This is a genomic window from Candidatus Pelagibacter sp. PS_43 (assembly GCF_059417795.1).
Genome location: NZ_CM182066.1, coordinates 212456 through 229689 on the forward strand (window position 1 = coordinate 212456; position 17234 = coordinate 229689).

Here is a 17234-nt window from a genome sequence, read left to right on the forward strand (position 1 = left end):
TTGTTATCTGCCAACAGCAGTCATTCTTTCAACAGGTATGCGAGCTTTATTGATAGTTTCTTTATCCATAATTATTTCACCTGTTTCATTTTCCAAACAAGCTAAAATCTTTGGAAGTGTAATTCTTTTCATATGAGGGCATAAATTGCATGGTTTAATAAACTCAACGTTAGGATTCTCTACTTGAATATTATCGCTCATAGAACACTCCGTAACCATCATTACTTTTTTAGGCTGATTATCTTCAACATATTTAATCATTCCAGAAGTTGATCCTGCAAAATCACTAGCTTTAATAACATCTGGAGGACATTCTGGGTGGGCAATTATTTTTATTCCAGGATTATTATTTCTTATCTCGTTTATCTCTTTTTCATTAAACTGATCATGTACAATGCAAATACCCTTCCAAGCAATTATTTCAACATCAGTTTGAGACGCTACATATTTAGCTAGGTAGTCATCTGGCAAAAATATAACTTTTTTGACACCTAAAGAATTTACAATCTTAACCGCATTAGCTGACGTACAGCATATATCAGTTTCAGCTTTAACATCTGCCGATGTATTAACATATGATACAACAGGAACACCCGGATACTTTTCTTTTAGTAATCTTACATCTTTACCTGTAATAGAGGATGACAAAGAGCATCCAGCTAGCATGTCTGGTAATAAAACTTTTTTTTCAGGACTCATTAATTTTGCTGTCTCTGCCATAAAGTGTACTCCAGCCATTACAATTATATCAGCTGAAGTTTTTGAGGCTTCAACTGCTAGCGCTAAAGAGTCAGCCGCAAAGTCTGCAACACCGTGATAGATTTCAGGTGTCTGATAGTTATGAGCTAGAATTACTGCATTTTTTTCTTTTTTTAATTGATTAATTCTATGAACATATGGAGCATGAACCGACCATTCAATTTCAGGTAAAACCTTTGAGATTTTTTGATAAATTGGATCGGTTGCTTTTTTTACTTCTTCAGTGAACTCCATACTAAAACCTATCAATTTGATACAATCTTGTCATGCATTTATTCTGACGCACTAATTAATCCAACTAGGAATGTTAATTTTTAACTTGGCGTTTTTGCTTTTAAACTCATTTTCTTGATTAAAATTATCATCCAAATATTTAATTAAAGCAAAAGGATATTCATTACTTATTAAAACTTTTCCTATCTCAAAATCACCATTATAGATTAAATCATCTTGATTTATTTCTCCTTCAATTAAATAAATAGGTAATAATCTTTTTGAAAGTTTATTTTTTAATTTAATTCTTGCAGTATTCTCTTGCCCAACATAACAGCCTTTTTTAAAGTCTATTCCATTCAATTCTTCAAAGTTACATTCAATTCCAAATAGCTTATTCTGTAATTCATTCATGTTTTTTTGAGGAATTCCTAATTGATGACTCAATTCATAATATTCAGAAATTGGAGAGTCTTTTAGCTCTAATTTTTTTAAAGATAGATAAAGCTTTTCTAAATTAATGATAAGCCTGGCACCTAAATCTTTATTTCTTGGGTCTAACAAGATGGAATCTTCTCTATATTTAATTGTGTTCCCAGCAATATCTTTTGATCCTTCAAATTCTAAAAATTTTTCTTTATTAAACGCAGCTACAACAAATTCGTTACTAAGATTCATAATTTCAACTTTTGATCTAAGTTTATAGACACTAAGTTGTTTGAAAAGTGCTTCTGTTTGGGATTTTTCACAGTCAATGAAGTAGCCAGACTTGTGTTTTATAATAATAAAAGCAAAAAGAAATTTTCCTTGAGGAGTTAATAGTGATGCAAAACAACTACTGTCTTCACGTACTTTATCAATATCATTACTAATCATATTCTGTAAAAATTCTTTAGCATCTGTACCGTTTATATACAGAATTCCTCTATCTTCTAAAATGTACACATTTTGATTATTCATAATTGATTGATGTCTTAATATAATATAATTACTTTTTTCATAAATGTTAGATCTAATAATTAAAAACGGTTCTTGCTACATAGATAAAGATCTTAAAGATCAAGATATAGCAATCAAAGATGGTAAAATCATAGAAATTGGTAAAATTGATAGTGAAGCAAAAGAAGTTTTTGATGCCAAGGGATTAACTGTTTTACCAGGATGTATTGACACTCAAACCCATTTTAGGGAACCCGGATCAACTGACACTGAAGATCTTCATTCTGGAAGTAGGGCAGCAATTGTTGGGGGAATAACGAGTGTTTTTGAAATGCCAAATACTAATCCACCAACTTCTAATAAAGTTGAATTTCAAAAGAAATTAGATCTTGCAAAAAATAGAATGTATTGCAACTATGCTTTTTATTTTGGCGCAACACCAGATAACGCTGATGAGTTAGCAGACTTAAAAAACTTAGAAGGATGTTGTGGAATTAAGCTTTTTGCCGGTTCTTCGACAGGAAATCTATTGGTTCAATTTGAAGAAGATATTGAAAAAGTATTTAAAAGTAGTTCTAAAGTTGTTTCAGTTCACTCTGAAGATGAAGAAATTTTAAATAGGAATAAAAAATTAATTAAAGATGGAGATGTTCACTCACATCCAATTTGGAGAAGTGAAGAATGTGCAATTTCATCGACTAGAAGAATTGTAAGAATAGCTGAGCGATATAAAAAAAAAGCACACATCCTTCATGTAACAACAAAACAAGAAATTGATTTTTTATCGCAGCACAAAGGTAACATCACATTTGAGATAACGCCTCAACATCTAACAATCTACGCCCCAGATTGTTATGATAAACTTGGAACATATGCTCAAATGAATCCACCAATAAGAGATAAGTCTCACTATGACAGGTTGTGGTATGGAGTAAAAAATAATCTTAATGATACAATTGGTTCTGATCATGCTCCACACTTAAAAGAAAACAAAGAAAAAAAATATCCAAATTCACCATCTGGAATGCCAGGTGTTCAGACACTTTTACCAGTTATGTTAAACCATGTTAATGATGGAAAATTAAGTTTAGAACAATTAATGAATTTTATATGTGAAAATCCAGTAAAAATTTTTGGCATTCAAGATAAAGGTTTTATTAAAGAAGGATTTGATGCAGACTTCACAATCGTTGATATGAATAAAAAAATTATAATTAAAAATGAAAATATTGAAAGTAAATGCGCCTGGTCACCTTTTGATGGGTATGAATTTAAAGGAACTCCTGTGTCAACAATTATTGCTGGCCAAATCAAAATGAGAGACGGTAAGATATTGGGTGAACCTGACGGTAAGCCTTTAAAATTTTAGATATTTTTTATAGTAAAGCTATTTACCAGAACAACACCAGTAACAATAAAGAACAACCCTAAAACAGCCTGCCATGATAGTGATTGTTTGAAGAAAATATATCCTAATATTGCAATTGTAAATATACCAAGGCCACTCCATGTTGCATAAACAATGGCGATAGGAAGTTTATCAACCACAAATGTTAAAAGGTAAAATGAAGATAGATACAAAATTGCAAGTGTTGTGGTTGGAATTATTTTGGTAAAATTTTGTGAAACGGGTAATAACATTGTTCCACCTACCTCACAAAAAATTGCAATAGTTAAAAATAAATATGTCTTTATCATTATTTAAGAATATTATTTTTCATTAAGTCTTCTTTTATCTCAGTTAAAATTGAAGGATCATCAATAGTTGCTGGCATTTTATAATCTTCCCCATCAGCAATTTTTCTTATTGTTCCTCTCAATATTTTTCCAGATCTTGTTTTTGGCAATCTTTTAATAACAATTACAATCTTAAATGCAGCAACAGGACCAATTTTATCTCTAACCATCTGAATGCACTCTTTTGAAACTGTTGCGTGATCTTTTTCAACACCAGATTTAAGAACGACCAAACCAATTGGCAATTGTCCTTTTAATTTATCCGCAACACCTAATACTGCACACTCAGCAACTGATTGGTGTTCTGATAAAACTTCTTCAATAGCTCCAGTTGATAATCTGTGGCCTGCAACATTAATAATATCATCTGTTCTAGACATAATCCAAATGTAACCATCTTCATCTATATGACCTGCATCATAAGTTTCATAGTAACCGTCATAGTTCGTCATGTAATTATCTTTGTATCTTTTATCTGCATTCCATAGTGTTGGAAAAGTTCCAGGAGGCAAAGGTAATTTTATAACTATATCTCCCATCTCATTAGGTTTTGCTAAAGTTTGATCTGGCTTCATAATTTGAACGTCATAACCAGGGACTGCCTTACAAGCTGAGCCATACTTTGTTTTCATCATTTCAATTCCTGTACAATTAGAACTAATTGCCCAACTAGTTTCTGTTTGCCACCAATGATCAATTACAGGAACTTTTAATAAATTTTCTGCCCACTTAATGGTATCAGGGTCAGCCCTTTCACCAGCTAAAAACAATGACTCAAATTTACTTAAGTCATACTTAGAAAAAAACTTCCCCTCAGGGTCTTCTTTTTTAATAGCCCTAAAAGCAGTTGGTGCAGTAAAAAGTGATTTTACTTTATAATCAGAAATTATTTTCCAAAAAGCACCAGCATCAGGAGTGCCAACAGGTTTTCCTTCAAATAGTACTGTGGTGCAACCTTTAAACAAAGGAGCATAGACTATATAAGAATGACCAACTATCCAGCCAATATCACTTGCTGACCACCAGACATCATCAGTATCAATATTATAAATATTTTTCATAGTCCATTTTAGAGCAACTATATGACCACCAATATCTCTAACTATTCCTTTAGGAACACCCGTAGTTCCTGAGGTATATAAAATATAAGCTAAATCATTTGAATTCATTTCAACACAATCTACTTCTTTTGCATTTGAAAGCGCTTCATCCCAACTGATTTCTTTTGGAGCATTTATATTTGCTTCATTTCCAGATCTTTGAAATAGGATTAATTTTTCTATCTTATGAGATGCCATTTTTATGGCCTCATCCACTAGAGGTTTGTACTCAACAGTTCTTCCTGGTTCAAAACCACACGAAGCCGTTACTAATATTTTTGCTTTACTATCATCGATTCTGCTTGCTAATTCACTGGATGCAAAACCACCAAATACCACTGAGTGAATTGCTCCAATTCTTCCACAAGCCAACATTGCAATAACTGCCTCTGGGATCATGGGCATATAGATTATAACTCTATCTCCCTTATTAACCCCTTGGTTTTTTAAAGCTCCTGCAAATTTTGAAACTTTTTCTTTTAATTCTTTATAGGTAAACTGCTTTTTGTTACCAGTTATGGGACTGTCATAGATTAAAGCTAATTTTTCACCTCTACCTTCATCGATATGAATGTCTAAAGCATTATAACAGGTGTTGGTAACTCCATCTTCAAACCATTTATAAAAAGGAGGATTAGATTTGTTTAGAATTTTTGTTGGTTTTTTAAACCAAAATATATCCTTCGAGACTTCTTGCCAAAACTCTTCAGGTTTTTTAATAGAATTTTCGTATATTTGGTGAAATTTATTATTCATTGGTTTTGATTCTATTTTTTATTATTTTTGGGTTTTTAAATTAAAAATTGTATTTAAATTTAAAAAGTCAATAAAATCAACACAAATTAGACGAATTTAAAACTTCTAAAAACTTACTTATTTTGATAGTTAATCCACATTGTAGATACAAACTAATATTTGTGTCTAGTTTATATAAACTAAAAGTTAAAAACTAACAAAAGAGGGAGTTTTTTATGAAAAAACTAAAATTGTTTGCTCTTACAGCTGTAGCCCTTATGGGTGTTACAGGTGTAGCAAACGCAGAAACTGCACTGTTAGCTTCTGATGACTTTGTCGGAATTTCGTTCTGGCTTGTGTCAATGGCGTTATTAGCGTCAACGGCATTCTTTTTTATTGAAAGAGCATCAGTTCCAGCTGGCTGGAGAGTTTCAATAACTGTTGCAGGACTAGTAACTGGTATTGCATTCATACACTACATGTACATGAGAGATGTGTGGATCATGACTGGTGAGTCACCAACAGTATACAGATATATTGACTGGTTAATTACAGTTCCATTATTGATGTTAGAATTCTATTTTGTTCTTGCAGCAGTTAATAAAGCAAACTCTGGAATATTCTGGAGATTGATGATTGGTACTTTAGTAATGTTAGTCGGTGGATACTTAGGAGAAGCAGGATACATTAATGCTACACTTGGTTTTGTAATCGGTATGGCTGGATGGTTCTACATTCTTTATGAAGTGTTTTCAGGTGAAGCAGGTAAAAATGCAGCGAAGAGCGGAAACAAAGCTCTTGTTACTGCGTTTGGTGCTATGAGAATGATCGTTACAGTTGGTTGGGCTATTTACCCATTAGGTTATGTATTTGGTTACCTAACAGGTGGTGTAGATGCTAACGCGCTAAACGTGATTTACAATGCAGCTGACTTTTTGAACAAGATCGCTTTTGGTCTAATCATTTGGGCAGCAGCAATGCAACAACCTGGTAGAGCTAAGAAGTAGTTTTACTCGTTAAATAATTAAAAAAAAGGGCAGGTATGTTTTTGCATACTTGCCCTTTTTTCTTTTGTAATTATATTTAGAATATATGCCTAAAATTACTTATTTAGAAAACAATGGTAACAGCAAAATTATAGAAGTGCCCAATGGGCTAACCGTTATGGAAGGCGCTGTCCAGAATGATATTCAAGGTATTGATGCAGATTGTGGAGGTGGTATGGCTTGTGCTACTTGTCACGTTTATGTAAATGAAGAGTGGTTTGACAAACTCCCTAAAAAAGAAGATGGTGAAGAAGATATGTTGGATATGGCATTTGAGCCAAAAAAAAATAGTAGATTAAGCTGCCAACTAATAGTTTCAGATGAATTAGATGGCTTAATAGTAAGCATTCCATCAAAGCAAGGTTAAATGATTAAAACAGATACATTGATTATTGGTGCTGGACCAGTTGGTTTGTTTTGTGTTCATCAACTGGGAATAATTGGGTTGACTTGTGAAGTAGTAGATAATTTAGATAAAATTGGTGGACAATGTATTGAGCTCTATCCAGATAAACCTATATATGACATTCCAGCTATTCCAGAATGTACTGGGGAAGAATTAACTAATAATTTACTTGAACAAATAAAGACATTTAAAACAAATTTTCATTTAAATGAAAGAGTAGAAGAAATTAAGCAAGATGAAAAAAAATGGTTAATAAAAACAAATAAAGGAACTCAATTTGAAACTTCAAGCATAATTATTGCAGCTGGAGTAGGCTCATTTGAACCAAGAAAATTTTCAACAAAAGAAATAGAAAAATACGAAGGTAAAAAAATATTATATTCAGTAAAAGATAAAAAAATTTTTAAAAATAAAACTGTTACTATTTTTGGTGGAGGAGATTCAGCATTAGATTGGGCAATTGAATTATCAAATACCTCAAAGGTAATATTAGTTCACCGAAGAGATGATTTTAGAGGAATGCAAGCAAGTATTGATAAAGTTAATCAAATGAAAGAAGAAGGTAAAATAGAGATTTATACTAAGTACCAACTAGACTCAGTTGAAGGTGATGATAAAATTGAAAGTATTAACATTAAACATGATGATGAAAGTATAAAAGAAATTAAAACAGATTATGTTTTGGGTTTTTTTGGATTGATTATGAAATTGGGACCTATTGCTGAGTGGGGATTAAATTTAGATAAAAAAACTATTCCTGTTAACACAGAAAATTTTGAAACTAATAAAAAAGGTATTTTTGCAATTGGAGACATCTGTTCCTATCCTGGAAAACTAAAACTAATTCTTTCAGGTTTTCATGAAGGGGCATTAGCTGCTAGAGGCTGTTTTAAGTATGCAAAACCAGATGAAAAATACAGATTTGAATTTACGACTTCTTCGAAAACAGTAAAAAGTAGACTGGGTATTAAAGAGTGATAGAGCTTTTTACTGCCGACACTCCAAATGGAAAAAAAATCACAATAATGTTAGAAGAGTTAGGCTGTGATTTTAAAGTTACTAAAATTGATTTATCTAATGGTGAGCAATTAAAAAAAGATTTCATAAAAATAAGTCCTTTTGGAAAAATTCCAGTAATCATTGATCATGAAAATGGACAATCTTTATTTGAGTCTGGGGCAATTCTTATTTATTTAGGTGAAAAATATAACAAGTTTTATGATCTAAAAGATCGCTATATTATTAATCAATGGTTGATGGCGCAGATGGGAATTATTGGACCAATGATTGGTCAACATCATCAGTTTCATCATTATAATCCTGGAAAAAGTGAATTTGGAGAAGAAAGATATTTTAAAATCGCTAAAAGAATTTATGGTGAGTTAGATGAAAGATTATCTTCATCAAAATACTTAGCTGGAAATGAATATACCATTGCTGATATTGCAACTTGGCCCTGGATAGCAAGACATGAATGGCATGATATTGGACTTAATAATTATAAAAGCCTGACAAGATGGTATTTGGATATTTCAAAAAGAGAGGGTGTTATAAAAGGATATGATTTATTAAAAAATGGCTCAATAATACCAAAGCCTTAATCGTCAGCGTATACTTTTTCCTCTTTTTCGTGTTTTTCTTGAGCAGCTATACATAAGTCAGCAACAGGTCTAGCCACTAATCTTTTTAATCCTATTGGCTCAGCTGTTTCTTCACAAAATCCATATGTTCCATTTTTAATTCTCAATAGAGCTTGATCAATTTTAGAAATTAATTTTATTTGACGGTTGATCGCTTTCATTTCAACAGCTTTATCTGTGTATGAGCTTGCTTGGTCCACAATGTCTGCTGAAATACTATTGTCATCCATTGATCCATGATAGAGAGCCTCATTATTTGCTTTAACTAACTCTTTTTTCCACTCAGTTAATTTTATTTTAAAAAAAATTAAGTGCTTTTCACACATATATTTTTCAGTTTCTTTTGGAAGATAGTTTTTTGAAATTTTAACTGGTGCTTTAGTTTTTTTTTCTTCAACAATAACTTTTTTAACTTCTTTAACAGGTTTTGTTTTTATAGAAGTAGATTTTTTAGATTTAGCAACTTTTTTTTTAGCAGTTTTTTTTGAAGTTTTGGGCATATGTATAAATTTAGTGGCCGGAGTATATTCAGCAATTAATAGGTGTCAAGCAAGCTTAATTCATATAAAATCTATATAAAATGTTACTTAATAAAAATAATATTAATAAGTTCTTTTATGTCTTTCTCACAGCACATTTATTTTTATGGACATTTATTCCTTCGTTAACAAATAACAATCTACCTCTTGATACAATTGAAGCCTTAGCATGGGGCAGCAATTTAGAGTGGGGTTTTAACAAACATCCTCCAATGAGTGCTTTTTTTCCAGAAGTTTTTTTTCAAATTTTTGGATCTCAAGATTGGATATATTATTTGCTTAGTCAAATATTTGTAGTTATTTCTTTTTATTATGTATTTAAATTTTCTAAAGAATTCTTTAATAGTGATTTATTAGGTATAATTTCAGTTTTACTTATTGAAGCAATTTATTTTTATAATTTTACCACTCCTGAATTTAACGTAAATGTTTGCCAGCTTCCATTTTGGTCCTTAACAGTTTATTTTTCATGGAAAATTTATACTAGTAAAGAAATAAAATTTACTGATTGTTTTTTAGTTGGATTATTTGCAGCATTTGGTTTTTTATCCAAATATTTGTTTGTTTATCTTTTAGTTTCAATTGATCTTTTATTTATATATTTAATATCTATTAAGAAGGATAGAAAATTTGATTTTAAGTATCTTATAACTCTAGAGGTATTTTTGATTGTTTTAGTTCCTCATCTAATTTGGCTAAACAATAATGATTTTATTACTATAACTTATGGACTTGCAAGAACTGGATTAGAACAATCTGGTTTAATTGATCATATAAAATTTCCATTAATCTTTCTAATAAAGCAAATTGGATTACTAATCCCATTTTTAATTTTAGTTTGGCTTTTAGTAAAAAAAATCAAATTTAGAATATCTTTTAAAGATAAAAAATTACTTTTTTTGTTAGCGATTAACATTTTACCTATCATTTTAATGTTTTTAACTTCAGCGGTTACAGGCTCTAAGATTAGAACAATGTGGATGACACCGTTTTATTTATTTTTTGGAACTTTATTTGTCTATTTATTTCAAGCTCAAATCAATATTAAAAAGTTAAAACCATTTATGATTGGCTTCATCTTTTTATTTTTTCTGTCACCAGTGCTTTATGCTTATGTCTCAATATCAAAAGAAGACAAAAGAACTGATTACCTAGGGAAGGAAATTGCTATTAAAACTCAATATGCTTGGGATCAACAGTTCAATTCTAAGATAAATGTAGTTTATGGAAATGAGTGGAATGCGGGTAATTTATCATATCATCTAAAATCAAGACCGGTGTGGGGGGGTTTTGTTGAAAAAGAAAAGCTTGATCAATTGAAAGATTATATGTGTCTTGATAATGTTTGTGTTGGATCAAAATAGCTATGAAAAAATATGTAATTTTAATTCCAGTTTACAACGATCGAGAGAGCTTAACCAAGCTAATTGAAAATATAAATTCTGAAATAGAAGGTGTCAATTCTGAGATTTCAATTGTTGTTATTAATGATGCATCTTCTCAACAAATAATTGATGAATATCAAAACACTGAAAATATTAATTCAATTGAAATTGTAAATATGAAAGAAAACAGAGGTCATGCAAGATGTATTGCCTCAGGATTAAAGTATATTTATGAAAAAAAAGAATTTGACTATGTAATACCTATGGATGGAGATGGTGAAGATAGACCTGAAGAAATTAAAGAGTTTATAAATCAAATACAAAATTCAAATGATAAACCTATAGTTGGAAAAAGGGTAAAAAGATCCGAAGGTTTGTTTTTTAAATTATGTTATGAATTTCACAAAATAATAACCTTAACATTTACAGGAAAATCAATTAAATTTGGAAATTTTACATGTCTTCCAAAAATAACTGTAGAAAAATTGATAAATGAAAAAGCTACATGGAATAGTTTTTCTGGTTCATTAACAAAAATAGAAAATGACTTATTAGAGATTTCATCTATTAGAGGAGATAGGTATTTTGGTCCTTCTAAAATGAGTTTTATGAATTTGTTGAAGCATTCACTTTCAATAATAAGTGTTTTTAAAAAAACAGTATTAATTCGATCAGCTTTATTTATTGTAATTTATATCCTTTTAATAAAGAGTTATGCCTCTATTTTAACATCAATTCCTCTCGTACTTTTACTAGCAATGATCTACTCAATTTCTGCTTTGGCTTTAAGAGAAAATATGGATGAATTCGATAAAGCTTTATCAAACATAAGTAATATTGATCAAATTAAATGAAAAATTTTTTTTTTACAATATTTCTTAGTTTACTAATTTTAGGAACTACAAATTTTTCTAAAGAAGTAAATGCGAAAGAAATTACAAATCTTCAATGGAAAAAAAGTGTTGCAACAGGTAAGAAACTTTCGAAATTTAGAGAAACTGTTACTTCTCCAGCTTTAGGTGAAAAAGCCTGGAAGATAACATTGCTGCCAAGAGATTGTGGTAAAGATAAAGATGGAGATTATTCTGATTGTAAAAACAATGGAAGAGATGCAGTTGTTGGACATGGAGGAGGAGACAGAGCTAGAAGCGAGTATTCCTCATCTGGTCCGAGATATACAGGTGAAAAATGGATTTCTGTAAGTATTTATATACCAGAGGATTTTCAAACAGTTGAACCTGTAAGCACTTCTCTGTTTCAGATTTATGAGTGGGGAAATACAAATCAACAAAGACATCCAAGAATGATGCTAAGAGTTAAAAGAGGTAATTTAGAACCAAGATATTTTGCTATAAATGGAATGGACTCCCAGGGACTTATATACAAACATCTTAAAATTGATGATATGCGAGGTAAGTGGACTACAATCATATTTCATACCAAAATGTCTAAAGATCCTAATAAAGGATTTATAAAGATGTATGTAAACGATATTCTTTATAATGACTATAAAGGAAGGACTGGTTATGGAGGAAAATATTATAATAAATTTGGAATTTACCATAGTTGGATCAGTAGATGGAACGATGAAGTGCACGGAGAATACCCAACGCAAGTTGTCTATTATGACAATTTATTTAGAACAAATAAAAAAGAAAAACTTTTGAAATTAATTCAAAATTAATTATTTAAGCTCTTATTATTGGTAGACAATAAAAATCAGCAGTATCTATTTTAGAAGAATACTCTCTTTTCATATTCCATTTTTTTTGAACTCCTGCACTTGCAAGACTTAAAGTTGATCTACCATATCTATAATTAGTATTATCAATAGATCTCATTAAAGTATTTATCTTTTCATCTTTTTCAGATGAAAATAGATTTGTTTTTTCATTAGCGTTAGATAATCCTGTAAGCATGACACCTGCTTTTTGGTACTGGTAACCATTTTTGAAAATTGTTTCTAGAATTGTTACTGCAGCTTTAACTATTTCAATACTATTGTTTGTTGCAATTGGAAAATCAACTGTCTTTGCATTTGAGTAATATCCATAGTTTCTTTGAAAGGGACTAGTTCTAACAAATACTGTGATTGCTTTTGCAACTAGCGACTCTGATCTAATTTTTTCAGATGCATTTAAACAATAGTTTGCAACTGCTTCTTTTAATTCTTGAAATCTTTCTACTCTTTTCCCAAATGATCTTGAGACAACACAACTCTTTCTTTTTGTAGTAGTTGTTTCTAAATTAATACAAGGAATACCTTTAAGTTCCATTGCAGTTCTTGAACTTAAAACATTAGAAGATTTTTTAATCCAGCTGTTAGATTTATTTTTAAGCTGCTTAGCATTATAAATTCCATTTTTATTATAAAATTTTGTAAGTTGTCTACCAACACCCCATATATCATTAATATCTATTTTTTCTAAAATAGGGTCAATATTTTCAATATTAATTAAACTAGTAACTCCTGATTGTTTTTTCTTTGCAATATGATTTGCAATTTTACTTAGAGTTTTTGTTTTAGCAATTCCAATACTAGTTGGGATCCCTGTCCATTGTAAAACTGTGTCTCGAATTTCTTTGCCAACTTTTTCTATATCTTGATCTGGAAAATTTGATAAATCTAAAAAAGCTTCATCAATAGAATAAACCTCTATTTTTGTATTAAATCTTTTAAGAGTTCGCATTACTCTTCTAGATAAATCACCATATAAAGAATAATTAGAAGAGAAAACTTCAACCTTATTTTTTATGATAATATCTTTTTCTTTAAAATAAGGCTCACCCATTTTGATCCCTAAAGCTTTTGCTTCATTAGATCTTGAGATGATACAACCATCATTATTAGATAAAACTACAACAGGTTTTCTTCTTATTTTAGGATTGAATAATCTTTCACAAGAAACGTAAAAAGAATTACAATCAACTAATGCTATTTTTTTAGTACGTAGAATGTATGACATAAGTTACAACCCCCCAAATAAAGATGTCTTCTTCTTCATTAATTAAAATTTTATCAGTAAAATCTTTAGACCCTGACGTTAAAAACTTTTTATCTCTTTCTTGAACCAAGCTTTTAACCACAAGCTCATCATGAACGTTTGCAATAACTGTTGAAAAGTTTTTTGGTTTTAAACTTTTATCAACTACCAATAAATCTCCATCATTAATTCCAACATCGACCATTGATTTACCCTGAACACGAATGATGAAAGTTGCTGGAACATTTTTTATTAAATGTATGTTCAGATCAATATCTTCTTCGATATAATCCGTTGCAGGAGAGGGAAACCCAGCACCTGCTTTATGCAAGTAATAAGGGATAGTTAGTTTCATGTTCTTATTTTGTTCTTATTTATAGACTAGTTATACAATGCACGCAATAGGTTGTATTTTGAGTCTGGAAGTGAATCAAAAGTGAATCAAAAGGTGAACATCCAAAACCACATTTTGTATGCTTGTGGATAACTTCAACCAGAGATAGTTTAAAAAATTCGAAAATGAAAAAAATTTTATTAGTTTTAACCTTTATATTAACTTTAAGTTCTCAATTGATGGCATACGAAGAAACAAACTACGAGGTAGTAAAAGAGAATAAAATTTATGAAATAAGAAAATACCCTAATCGTTTGGTCATTGAAACAAATTCTGTTCAAGGTAATGGTTTTAGAAAATTGTTTAATTATATTTCAGGAAATAATAAAGAAAATGAAGAAATAAAAATGACAGTTCCAGTTACTCAAGAAATTAAAAATGAAAATATGACGATGCAATTTTATTTGCCATCAAAATTTAATAAAGATAATGCACCAAAACCAGTCGACTCAGAAGTAAAAATTTTAACTATTGAGGGGGGATATTATGCTGTGATTGAATATTCGGGGAGATCTTCAGATAAAAATTTTTTAAAAAATAAGGATATTTTAGAAAAAGCGCTTAAGCAAGACAACTTATTGGTTCTAAGTCCACCAATAAGAGCGTCATATAACTCACCATTTACTTTACCAATACTTAAAAGAAATGAAGTAATGTATAGAGTAGATTTATAGAAATGGAGAAAAAATAATGAAAAAACTAACTTGTCATTGTGGCACCGTAGAAGCAGAAATTAATTTAGAAGGAGATTTAGCTAAAGTAATAAAATGCAATTGTTCTATTTGTAAAAGAAAAGGAGCAATTATGTCGATGGTAAAAAATGAAGATTTTAAAGTTACCAAAGGTGAAGATAAATTAACTCTTTATCAATTCCATTCAAAAATAGCTAAACATTATTTTTGTTCAGTTTGTGGAATTTATACTCATCATAATCCAAGAGCAAATCCTGCAATGACAGGATTTAATGTAGGATGTATAGATGAAATAAATACTTTTGTTATGAAAGATGTTCCTGTCAATGATGGTCAAAATCATCCTTTAGATAAAAAATAATTTTTTATGTGGTCTGTTGGCGAATGTTATAGCAAGGTTAAGAAAGATTGTTTTAAATTTATTTCTTCACAAGAAACAAAAAAAGATAAATTTAAAAATAAAGATAAGATGATAAAATCTTTTCTAATCCCAATTAGTTATTGGATTTCAAAAAAAACAAAAAAAAATCCATTGATAATTGGTTTAGCAGGAGGGCAAGGATCAGGAAAAACAACCATCTCATCACTTTTAACATTAATTTTACAAAAATATTTTAAACTAAATGTTTTTAAAATTTCAATTGATGATTTTTATAAAACAAGAAAAGATAGAAAATTATTATCTAAAAAAAAACATTCTTTATTAATGACAAGAGGTGTGCCAGGAACACATGATGTTGATTTAATGCTAAATTTTTTTAAAAAGATTAAAGCTAAAAATTTTAAAAGATTACAAGTGCCAGCATTCAATAAAGCGATTGATGATCGTTATCCAAAAAATTTGTGGCATAGAATAAAAAAAAAACCTGATGTTGTAATCTTTGAAGGTTGGTGTGTAGGGGCTAGAGCGCAATCAAATAAACAACTTAAAAAACCAATAAACTCAGTTGAAAAAGTCTATGATCAGCAAGCTAGATGGAGAAAGCATGTTAATGATCAGTTAAAAAATAAATACAAAGCATTATTTGGTCAATTAGATGGATTACTATATTTAAAAGCTAAAAACTTTAGTTTATTAAGAGAGTGGAGGCTAAAGCAAGAGAGAAAGCTTTGGTTACAAACAAAAAATAAGAAAAACTTAAAGATTATGAGTAGCGGTGATGTTATAAATTTTATGCAAACCTATCAAAGAATTACTCAACAAATGTTTAAAGATGCTGTAAAAAACTCTTCAGTTATTATGTATTTAAATAATAAACATCAAATACAAAAAATAAAATTTAAAAAATAATGAAAAAAAACTTTTTAATATTTATATTATTTATTTTCTTTAGTGGAAATGTTTTTTCTGCACCATTATCAGAAGCATTGTTACAAGCTTACAATGAAAATCCAGTGCTGAATGCAGAGCGTGAAAACATTCAAGTTTCTTTAGAAGAAGTAAAAATATCAAAAAGTCAATTTTTGCCAAGCGTTACTTTGTCAGGCTCAAAAAGCCAAGAAAATACTGAAAAGCAAACTGATAGTTCAGGAGCAAACTCTGCGTTTACAGACGTTAATCCTAAAACACAATCTATAGATATCGAACAAAAACTATTTCAAGGATTTGCAGGTACAGCAAGTTTAAAAAAAAGTAAAATTGGATTAACTTTGGCTCAAGCAAAACTATTAAAAACAGAGCAAGAAATTTTATATCAAGCCATAGAAGCTTATACAGGACTTATATTTGCTGAAGAAAAATTAAAGATTAATCAAGATAATGTTAATTTATTAGAGAGACAAGTTGAAACAGACCAGGCTAGATTAGAAAGAGGACAAATTACTTTATCTGATCTCTCTCAATCCGAGTCATCACTTGCAGGAGCGCAAGCTAAATTTTTACAAGCTCAAAATGAAACAGTAACTGCCAAATTAAACTATGAAAAAATAATAGGACCAATTGCTGATACAAATTCTTTAGACAAAGAATCTGATTTAAATTTTGCATTACCAGTAAGCTTAAATGAAGCAATTGAAATTTCTAAAAAAGAAAACCCGAATTTAATTATTTCAAGATTAGAATATGAACAATCAGAAAAAGATATAATTATTGCCAGATCAGATCTATCACCCTCTGCATCCTTATCTTTTAATAGTTCAAAATCAGACGATGTAAGTTCAACGATAGGTGAACGTGATAAAGAAATTTTAAAAGCAACTATTTCATGGCCAATTTTTAGTGGAGGAAAAAATTATGCTTCATTAAATAAAAGTAAAAATCTTAAAAATAGAAAAAAATTATTATTAGATAATGCTCTAAAATCTAATGATACAAATGTTGCAAGTGCATGGTCAAATTTTCAAGTTTCTAAAAGCCTATTAAATTCTGTTACATCTCAAGTTAAAGCAGCTGAGATTGCAAACGAAGGAATAACAGTTGAATATGAGTCAGGACTTGGAAGATCAACTTTGGATGTGATCCAATCCAATTCAATTTTATTAAATGCCAAAATAAGCTTGGCAGATTCAGAAAGAAATTATCTACTGTCTCAATTTAAATTGTTACAGTCAGTAGGCTACTTAAATAGCAAGTATCTAAAACTCCAGTAATTACCTAATTTTTTCACTAAAAAAATAACTATTGAAAATAAGAACAAAATGTGTACATTTAAAACACGATTCGAAT

General features: G+C 29.8%; 19 protein-coding genes. 12 read left to right on the forward strand and 7 right to left on the reverse strand.

The features are described from left to right. Positions 1-3: 3 nt before the first annotated feature. Positions 4-993, reverse strand: a complete 990-nt coding sequence (gene nadA / locus AC5SLL_RS01150; RefSeq protein ID WP_494586759.1) for a quinolinate synthase NadA — start codon at positions 991-993, stop codon at positions 4-6. A gap of 51 nt (positions 994-1044) precedes the next feature. Further along, positions 1045-1932: a CAF17-like 4Fe-4S cluster assembly/insertion protein YgfZ gene (gene ygfZ / locus AC5SLL_RS01155; RefSeq protein ID WP_494586760.1), complete on the reverse strand. Its 888-nt coding sequence runs from the start codon at positions 1930-1932 to the stop codon at positions 1045-1047. 43 nt (positions 1933-1975) lie between these two features. On the opposite strand from ygfZ, the gene AC5SLL_RS01160 reads away from it, so the two are divergent. After that, positions 1976-3280 (forward strand): dihydroorotase, encoded by a 1305-nt coding sequence (locus AC5SLL_RS01160; RefSeq protein ID WP_494586761.1) that lies wholly within the window; start codon positions 1976-1978, stop codon positions 3278-3280. Here the strand turns inward: AC5SLL_RS01160 and AC5SLL_RS01165 are convergent. Continuing rightward, positions 3277-3609: a DMT family transporter gene (locus AC5SLL_RS01165; protein ID WP_494573374.1), complete on the reverse strand. Its 333-nt coding sequence runs from the start codon at positions 3607-3609 to the stop codon at positions 3277-3279. The genes AC5SLL_RS01160 and AC5SLL_RS01165 overlap by 4 nt on opposite strands. Further along, on the reverse strand, positions 3609-5504 hold the full coding sequence (locus AC5SLL_RS01170; protein WP_494586762.1) for a propionyl-CoA synthetase: 1896 nt from the start codon (positions 5502-5504) through the stop codon (positions 3609-3611). Before AC5SLL_RS01170 ends, AC5SLL_RS01165 begins: the two co-directional genes overlap by 1 nt. Positions 5505-5719: 215 nt before the next feature. Here AC5SLL_RS01170 and AC5SLL_RS01175 point away from each other — a divergent pair, with 215 nt between their 5' ends. The 4 genes from AC5SLL_RS01175 to AC5SLL_RS01190 all read left to right on the forward strand — a co-directional run bounded on the left by AC5SLL_RS01175 (position 5720) and on the right by AC5SLL_RS01190 (position 8536). Continuing rightward, positions 5720-6490, forward strand: a complete 771-nt coding sequence (locus AC5SLL_RS01175) for a bacteriorhodopsin-like (RefSeq protein ID WP_494573376.1) — start codon at positions 5720-5722, stop codon at positions 6488-6490. An 85-nt stretch (positions 6491-6575) separates the two neighbouring features. Continuing rightward, positions 6576-6896 (forward strand): 2Fe-2S iron-sulfur cluster-binding protein, encoded by a 321-nt coding sequence (locus tag AC5SLL_RS01180; protein ID WP_494573377.1) that lies wholly within the window; start codon positions 6576-6578, stop codon positions 6894-6896. Continuing rightward, the gene (locus tag AC5SLL_RS01185) at positions 6897-7913 is read left to right on the forward strand and encodes an NAD(P)/FAD-dependent oxidoreductase (RefSeq protein ID WP_494586763.1); all 1017 of its coding nucleotides are present in this window, start codon (positions 6897-6899) and stop codon (positions 7911-7913) included. Next, positions 7910-8536, forward strand: coding sequence for a glutathione S-transferase family protein (locus tag AC5SLL_RS01190; RefSeq protein ID WP_494586764.1), 627 nt, complete (start codon positions 7910-7912; stop codon positions 8534-8536). The genes AC5SLL_RS01185 and AC5SLL_RS01190 overlap by 4 nt, the downstream gene beginning before the upstream one ends. Here AC5SLL_RS01190 and AC5SLL_RS01195 read toward each other — a convergent pair. Beyond that, complete coding sequence (locus AC5SLL_RS01195; protein WP_494586765.1) at positions 8533-9075, reverse strand: TraR/DksA family transcriptional regulator; 543 nt, start codon at positions 9073-9075, stop codon at positions 8533-8535. The two genes, AC5SLL_RS01190 and AC5SLL_RS01195, sit on opposite strands and share 4 nt — an antisense overlap. 80 nt (positions 9076-9155) lie before the next feature. Between AC5SLL_RS01195 and AC5SLL_RS01200 the strand changes: the two genes are divergently transcribed. From AC5SLL_RS01200 to AC5SLL_RS01210, 3 genes are read left to right on the forward strand one after another with little or no spacing between them, the layout of a single operon-like run. Then, positions 9156-10478, forward strand: a complete 1323-nt coding sequence (locus tag AC5SLL_RS01200) for a glycosyltransferase family 39 protein (RefSeq protein ID WP_494586766.1) — start codon at positions 9156-9158, stop codon at positions 10476-10478. Positions 10479-10480: 2 nt separating this feature from the next. Then, positions 10481-11353: a glycosyltransferase gene (locus AC5SLL_RS01205; RefSeq protein WP_494586767.1), complete on the forward strand. Its 873-nt coding sequence runs from the start codon at positions 10481-10483 to the stop codon at positions 11351-11353. Then, positions 11350-12183, forward strand: a complete 834-nt coding sequence (locus tag AC5SLL_RS01210) for a heparin lyase I family protein (protein WP_494586768.1) — start codon at positions 11350-11352, stop codon at positions 12181-12183. Before AC5SLL_RS01205 ends, AC5SLL_RS01210 begins: the two co-directional genes overlap by 4 nt. A 4-nt stretch (positions 12184-12187) precedes the next feature. Here AC5SLL_RS01210 and AC5SLL_RS01215 read toward each other — a convergent pair whose 3' ends face one another. After that, a complete protein-coding gene (locus AC5SLL_RS01215) occupies positions 12188-13465 on the reverse strand; it encodes a Y-family DNA polymerase (RefSeq protein ID WP_494586769.1) in 1278 nt (425 codons plus the stop codon). Further along, a complete protein-coding gene (locus tag AC5SLL_RS01220; RefSeq protein WP_494573385.1) occupies positions 13443-13838 on the reverse strand; it encodes a LexA family protein in 396 nt (131 codons plus the stop codon). The genes AC5SLL_RS01215 and AC5SLL_RS01220 overlap by 23 nt, the downstream gene beginning before the upstream one ends. Before the next feature lie 164 nt (positions 13839-14002). Between AC5SLL_RS01220 and AC5SLL_RS01225 the strand changes: the two genes are divergently transcribed. From AC5SLL_RS01225 to AC5SLL_RS01240, 4 genes are read left to right on the forward strand one after another with little or no spacing between them, the layout of a single operon-like run. Then, positions 14003-14551 carry an SOUL family heme-binding protein gene (locus AC5SLL_RS01225; protein ID WP_494573386.1) on the forward strand — a complete coding sequence of 183 codons (549 nt, stop codon included), beginning with the start codon at positions 14003-14005 and terminating at the stop codon, positions 14549-14551. 16 nt (positions 14552-14567) lie between these two features. Further along, positions 14568-14930, forward strand: coding sequence for a GFA family protein (locus AC5SLL_RS01230; protein WP_494573387.1), 363 nt, complete (start codon positions 14568-14570; stop codon positions 14928-14930). Positions 14931-14936: 6 nt separating this feature from the next. Next, positions 14937-15860 carry a uridine kinase gene (locus AC5SLL_RS01235; RefSeq protein WP_494586770.1) on the forward strand — a complete coding sequence of 308 codons (924 nt, stop codon included), beginning with the start codon at positions 14937-14939 and terminating at the stop codon, positions 15858-15860. After that, a complete protein-coding gene (locus tag AC5SLL_RS01240) occupies positions 15860-17158 on the forward strand; it encodes a TolC family outer membrane protein (RefSeq protein WP_494586771.1) in 1299 nt (432 codons plus the stop codon). The genes AC5SLL_RS01235 and AC5SLL_RS01240 overlap by 1 nt, the downstream gene beginning before the upstream one ends. Positions 17159-17234 lie beyond the last annotated feature (76 nt).

Coding starts and splice junctions, on each gene's coding strand:
- nadA (WP_494586759.1), bottom strand. CDS start 993: ATGGAGTTCACTGAAGAAGTAAAAAAAGCAACCGATCCAATTTATCAA.
- ygfZ (WP_494586760.1), bottom strand. CDS start 1,932: ATGAATAATCAAAATGTGTACATTTTAGAAGATAGAGGAATTCTGTAT.
- AC5SLL_RS01160 (WP_494586761.1), top strand. CDS start 1,976: ATGTTAGATCTAATAATTAAAAACGGTTCTTGCTACATAGATAAAGAT.
- AC5SLL_RS01165 (WP_494573374.1), bottom strand. CDS start 3,609: ATGATAAAGACATATTTATTTTTAACTATTGCAATTTTTTGTGAGGTA.
- AC5SLL_RS01170 (WP_494586762.1), bottom strand. CDS start 5,504: ATGAATAATAAATTTCACCAAATATACGAAAATTCTATTAAAAAACCT.
- AC5SLL_RS01175 (WP_494573376.1), top strand. CDS start 5,720: ATGAAAAAACTAAAATTGTTTGCTCTTACAGCTGTAGCCCTTATGGGT.
- AC5SLL_RS01180 (WP_494573377.1), top strand. CDS start 6,576: ATGCCTAAAATTACTTATTTAGAAAACAATGGTAACAGCAAAATTATA.
- AC5SLL_RS01185 (WP_494586763.1), top strand. CDS start 6,897: ATGATTAAAACAGATACATTGATTATTGGTGCTGGACCAGTTGGTTTG.
- AC5SLL_RS01195 (WP_494586765.1), bottom strand. CDS start 9,075: ATGCCCAAAACTTCAAAAAAAACTGCTAAAAAAAAAGTTGCTAAATCT.
- AC5SLL_RS01200 (WP_494586766.1), top strand. CDS start 9,156: ATGTTACTTAATAAAAATAATATTAATAAGTTCTTTTATGTCTTTCTC.
- AC5SLL_RS01205 (WP_494586767.1), top strand. CDS start 10,481: ATGAAAAAATATGTAATTTTAATTCCAGTTTACAACGATCGAGAGAGC.
- AC5SLL_RS01210 (WP_494586768.1), top strand. CDS start 11,350: ATGAAAAATTTTTTTTTTACAATATTTCTTAGTTTACTAATTTTAGGA.
- AC5SLL_RS01215 (WP_494586769.1), bottom strand. CDS start 13,465: ATGTCATACATTCTACGTACTAAAAAAATAGCATTAGTTGATTGTAAT.
- AC5SLL_RS01220 (WP_494573385.1), bottom strand. CDS start 13,838: ATGAAACTAACTATCCCTTATTACTTGCATAAAGCAGGTGCTGGGTTT.
- AC5SLL_RS01225 (WP_494573386.1), top strand. CDS start 14,003: ATGAAAAAAATTTTATTAGTTTTAACCTTTATATTAACTTTAAGTTCT.
- AC5SLL_RS01230 (WP_494573387.1), top strand. CDS start 14,568: ATGAAAAAACTAACTTGTCATTGTGGCACCGTAGAAGCAGAAATTAAT.
- AC5SLL_RS01235 (WP_494586770.1), top strand. CDS start 14,937: ATGTGGTCTGTTGGCGAATGTTATAGCAAGGTTAAGAAAGATTGTTTT.
- AC5SLL_RS01240 (WP_494586771.1), top strand. CDS start 15,860: ATGAAAAAAAACTTTTTAATATTTATATTATTTATTTTCTTTAGTGGA.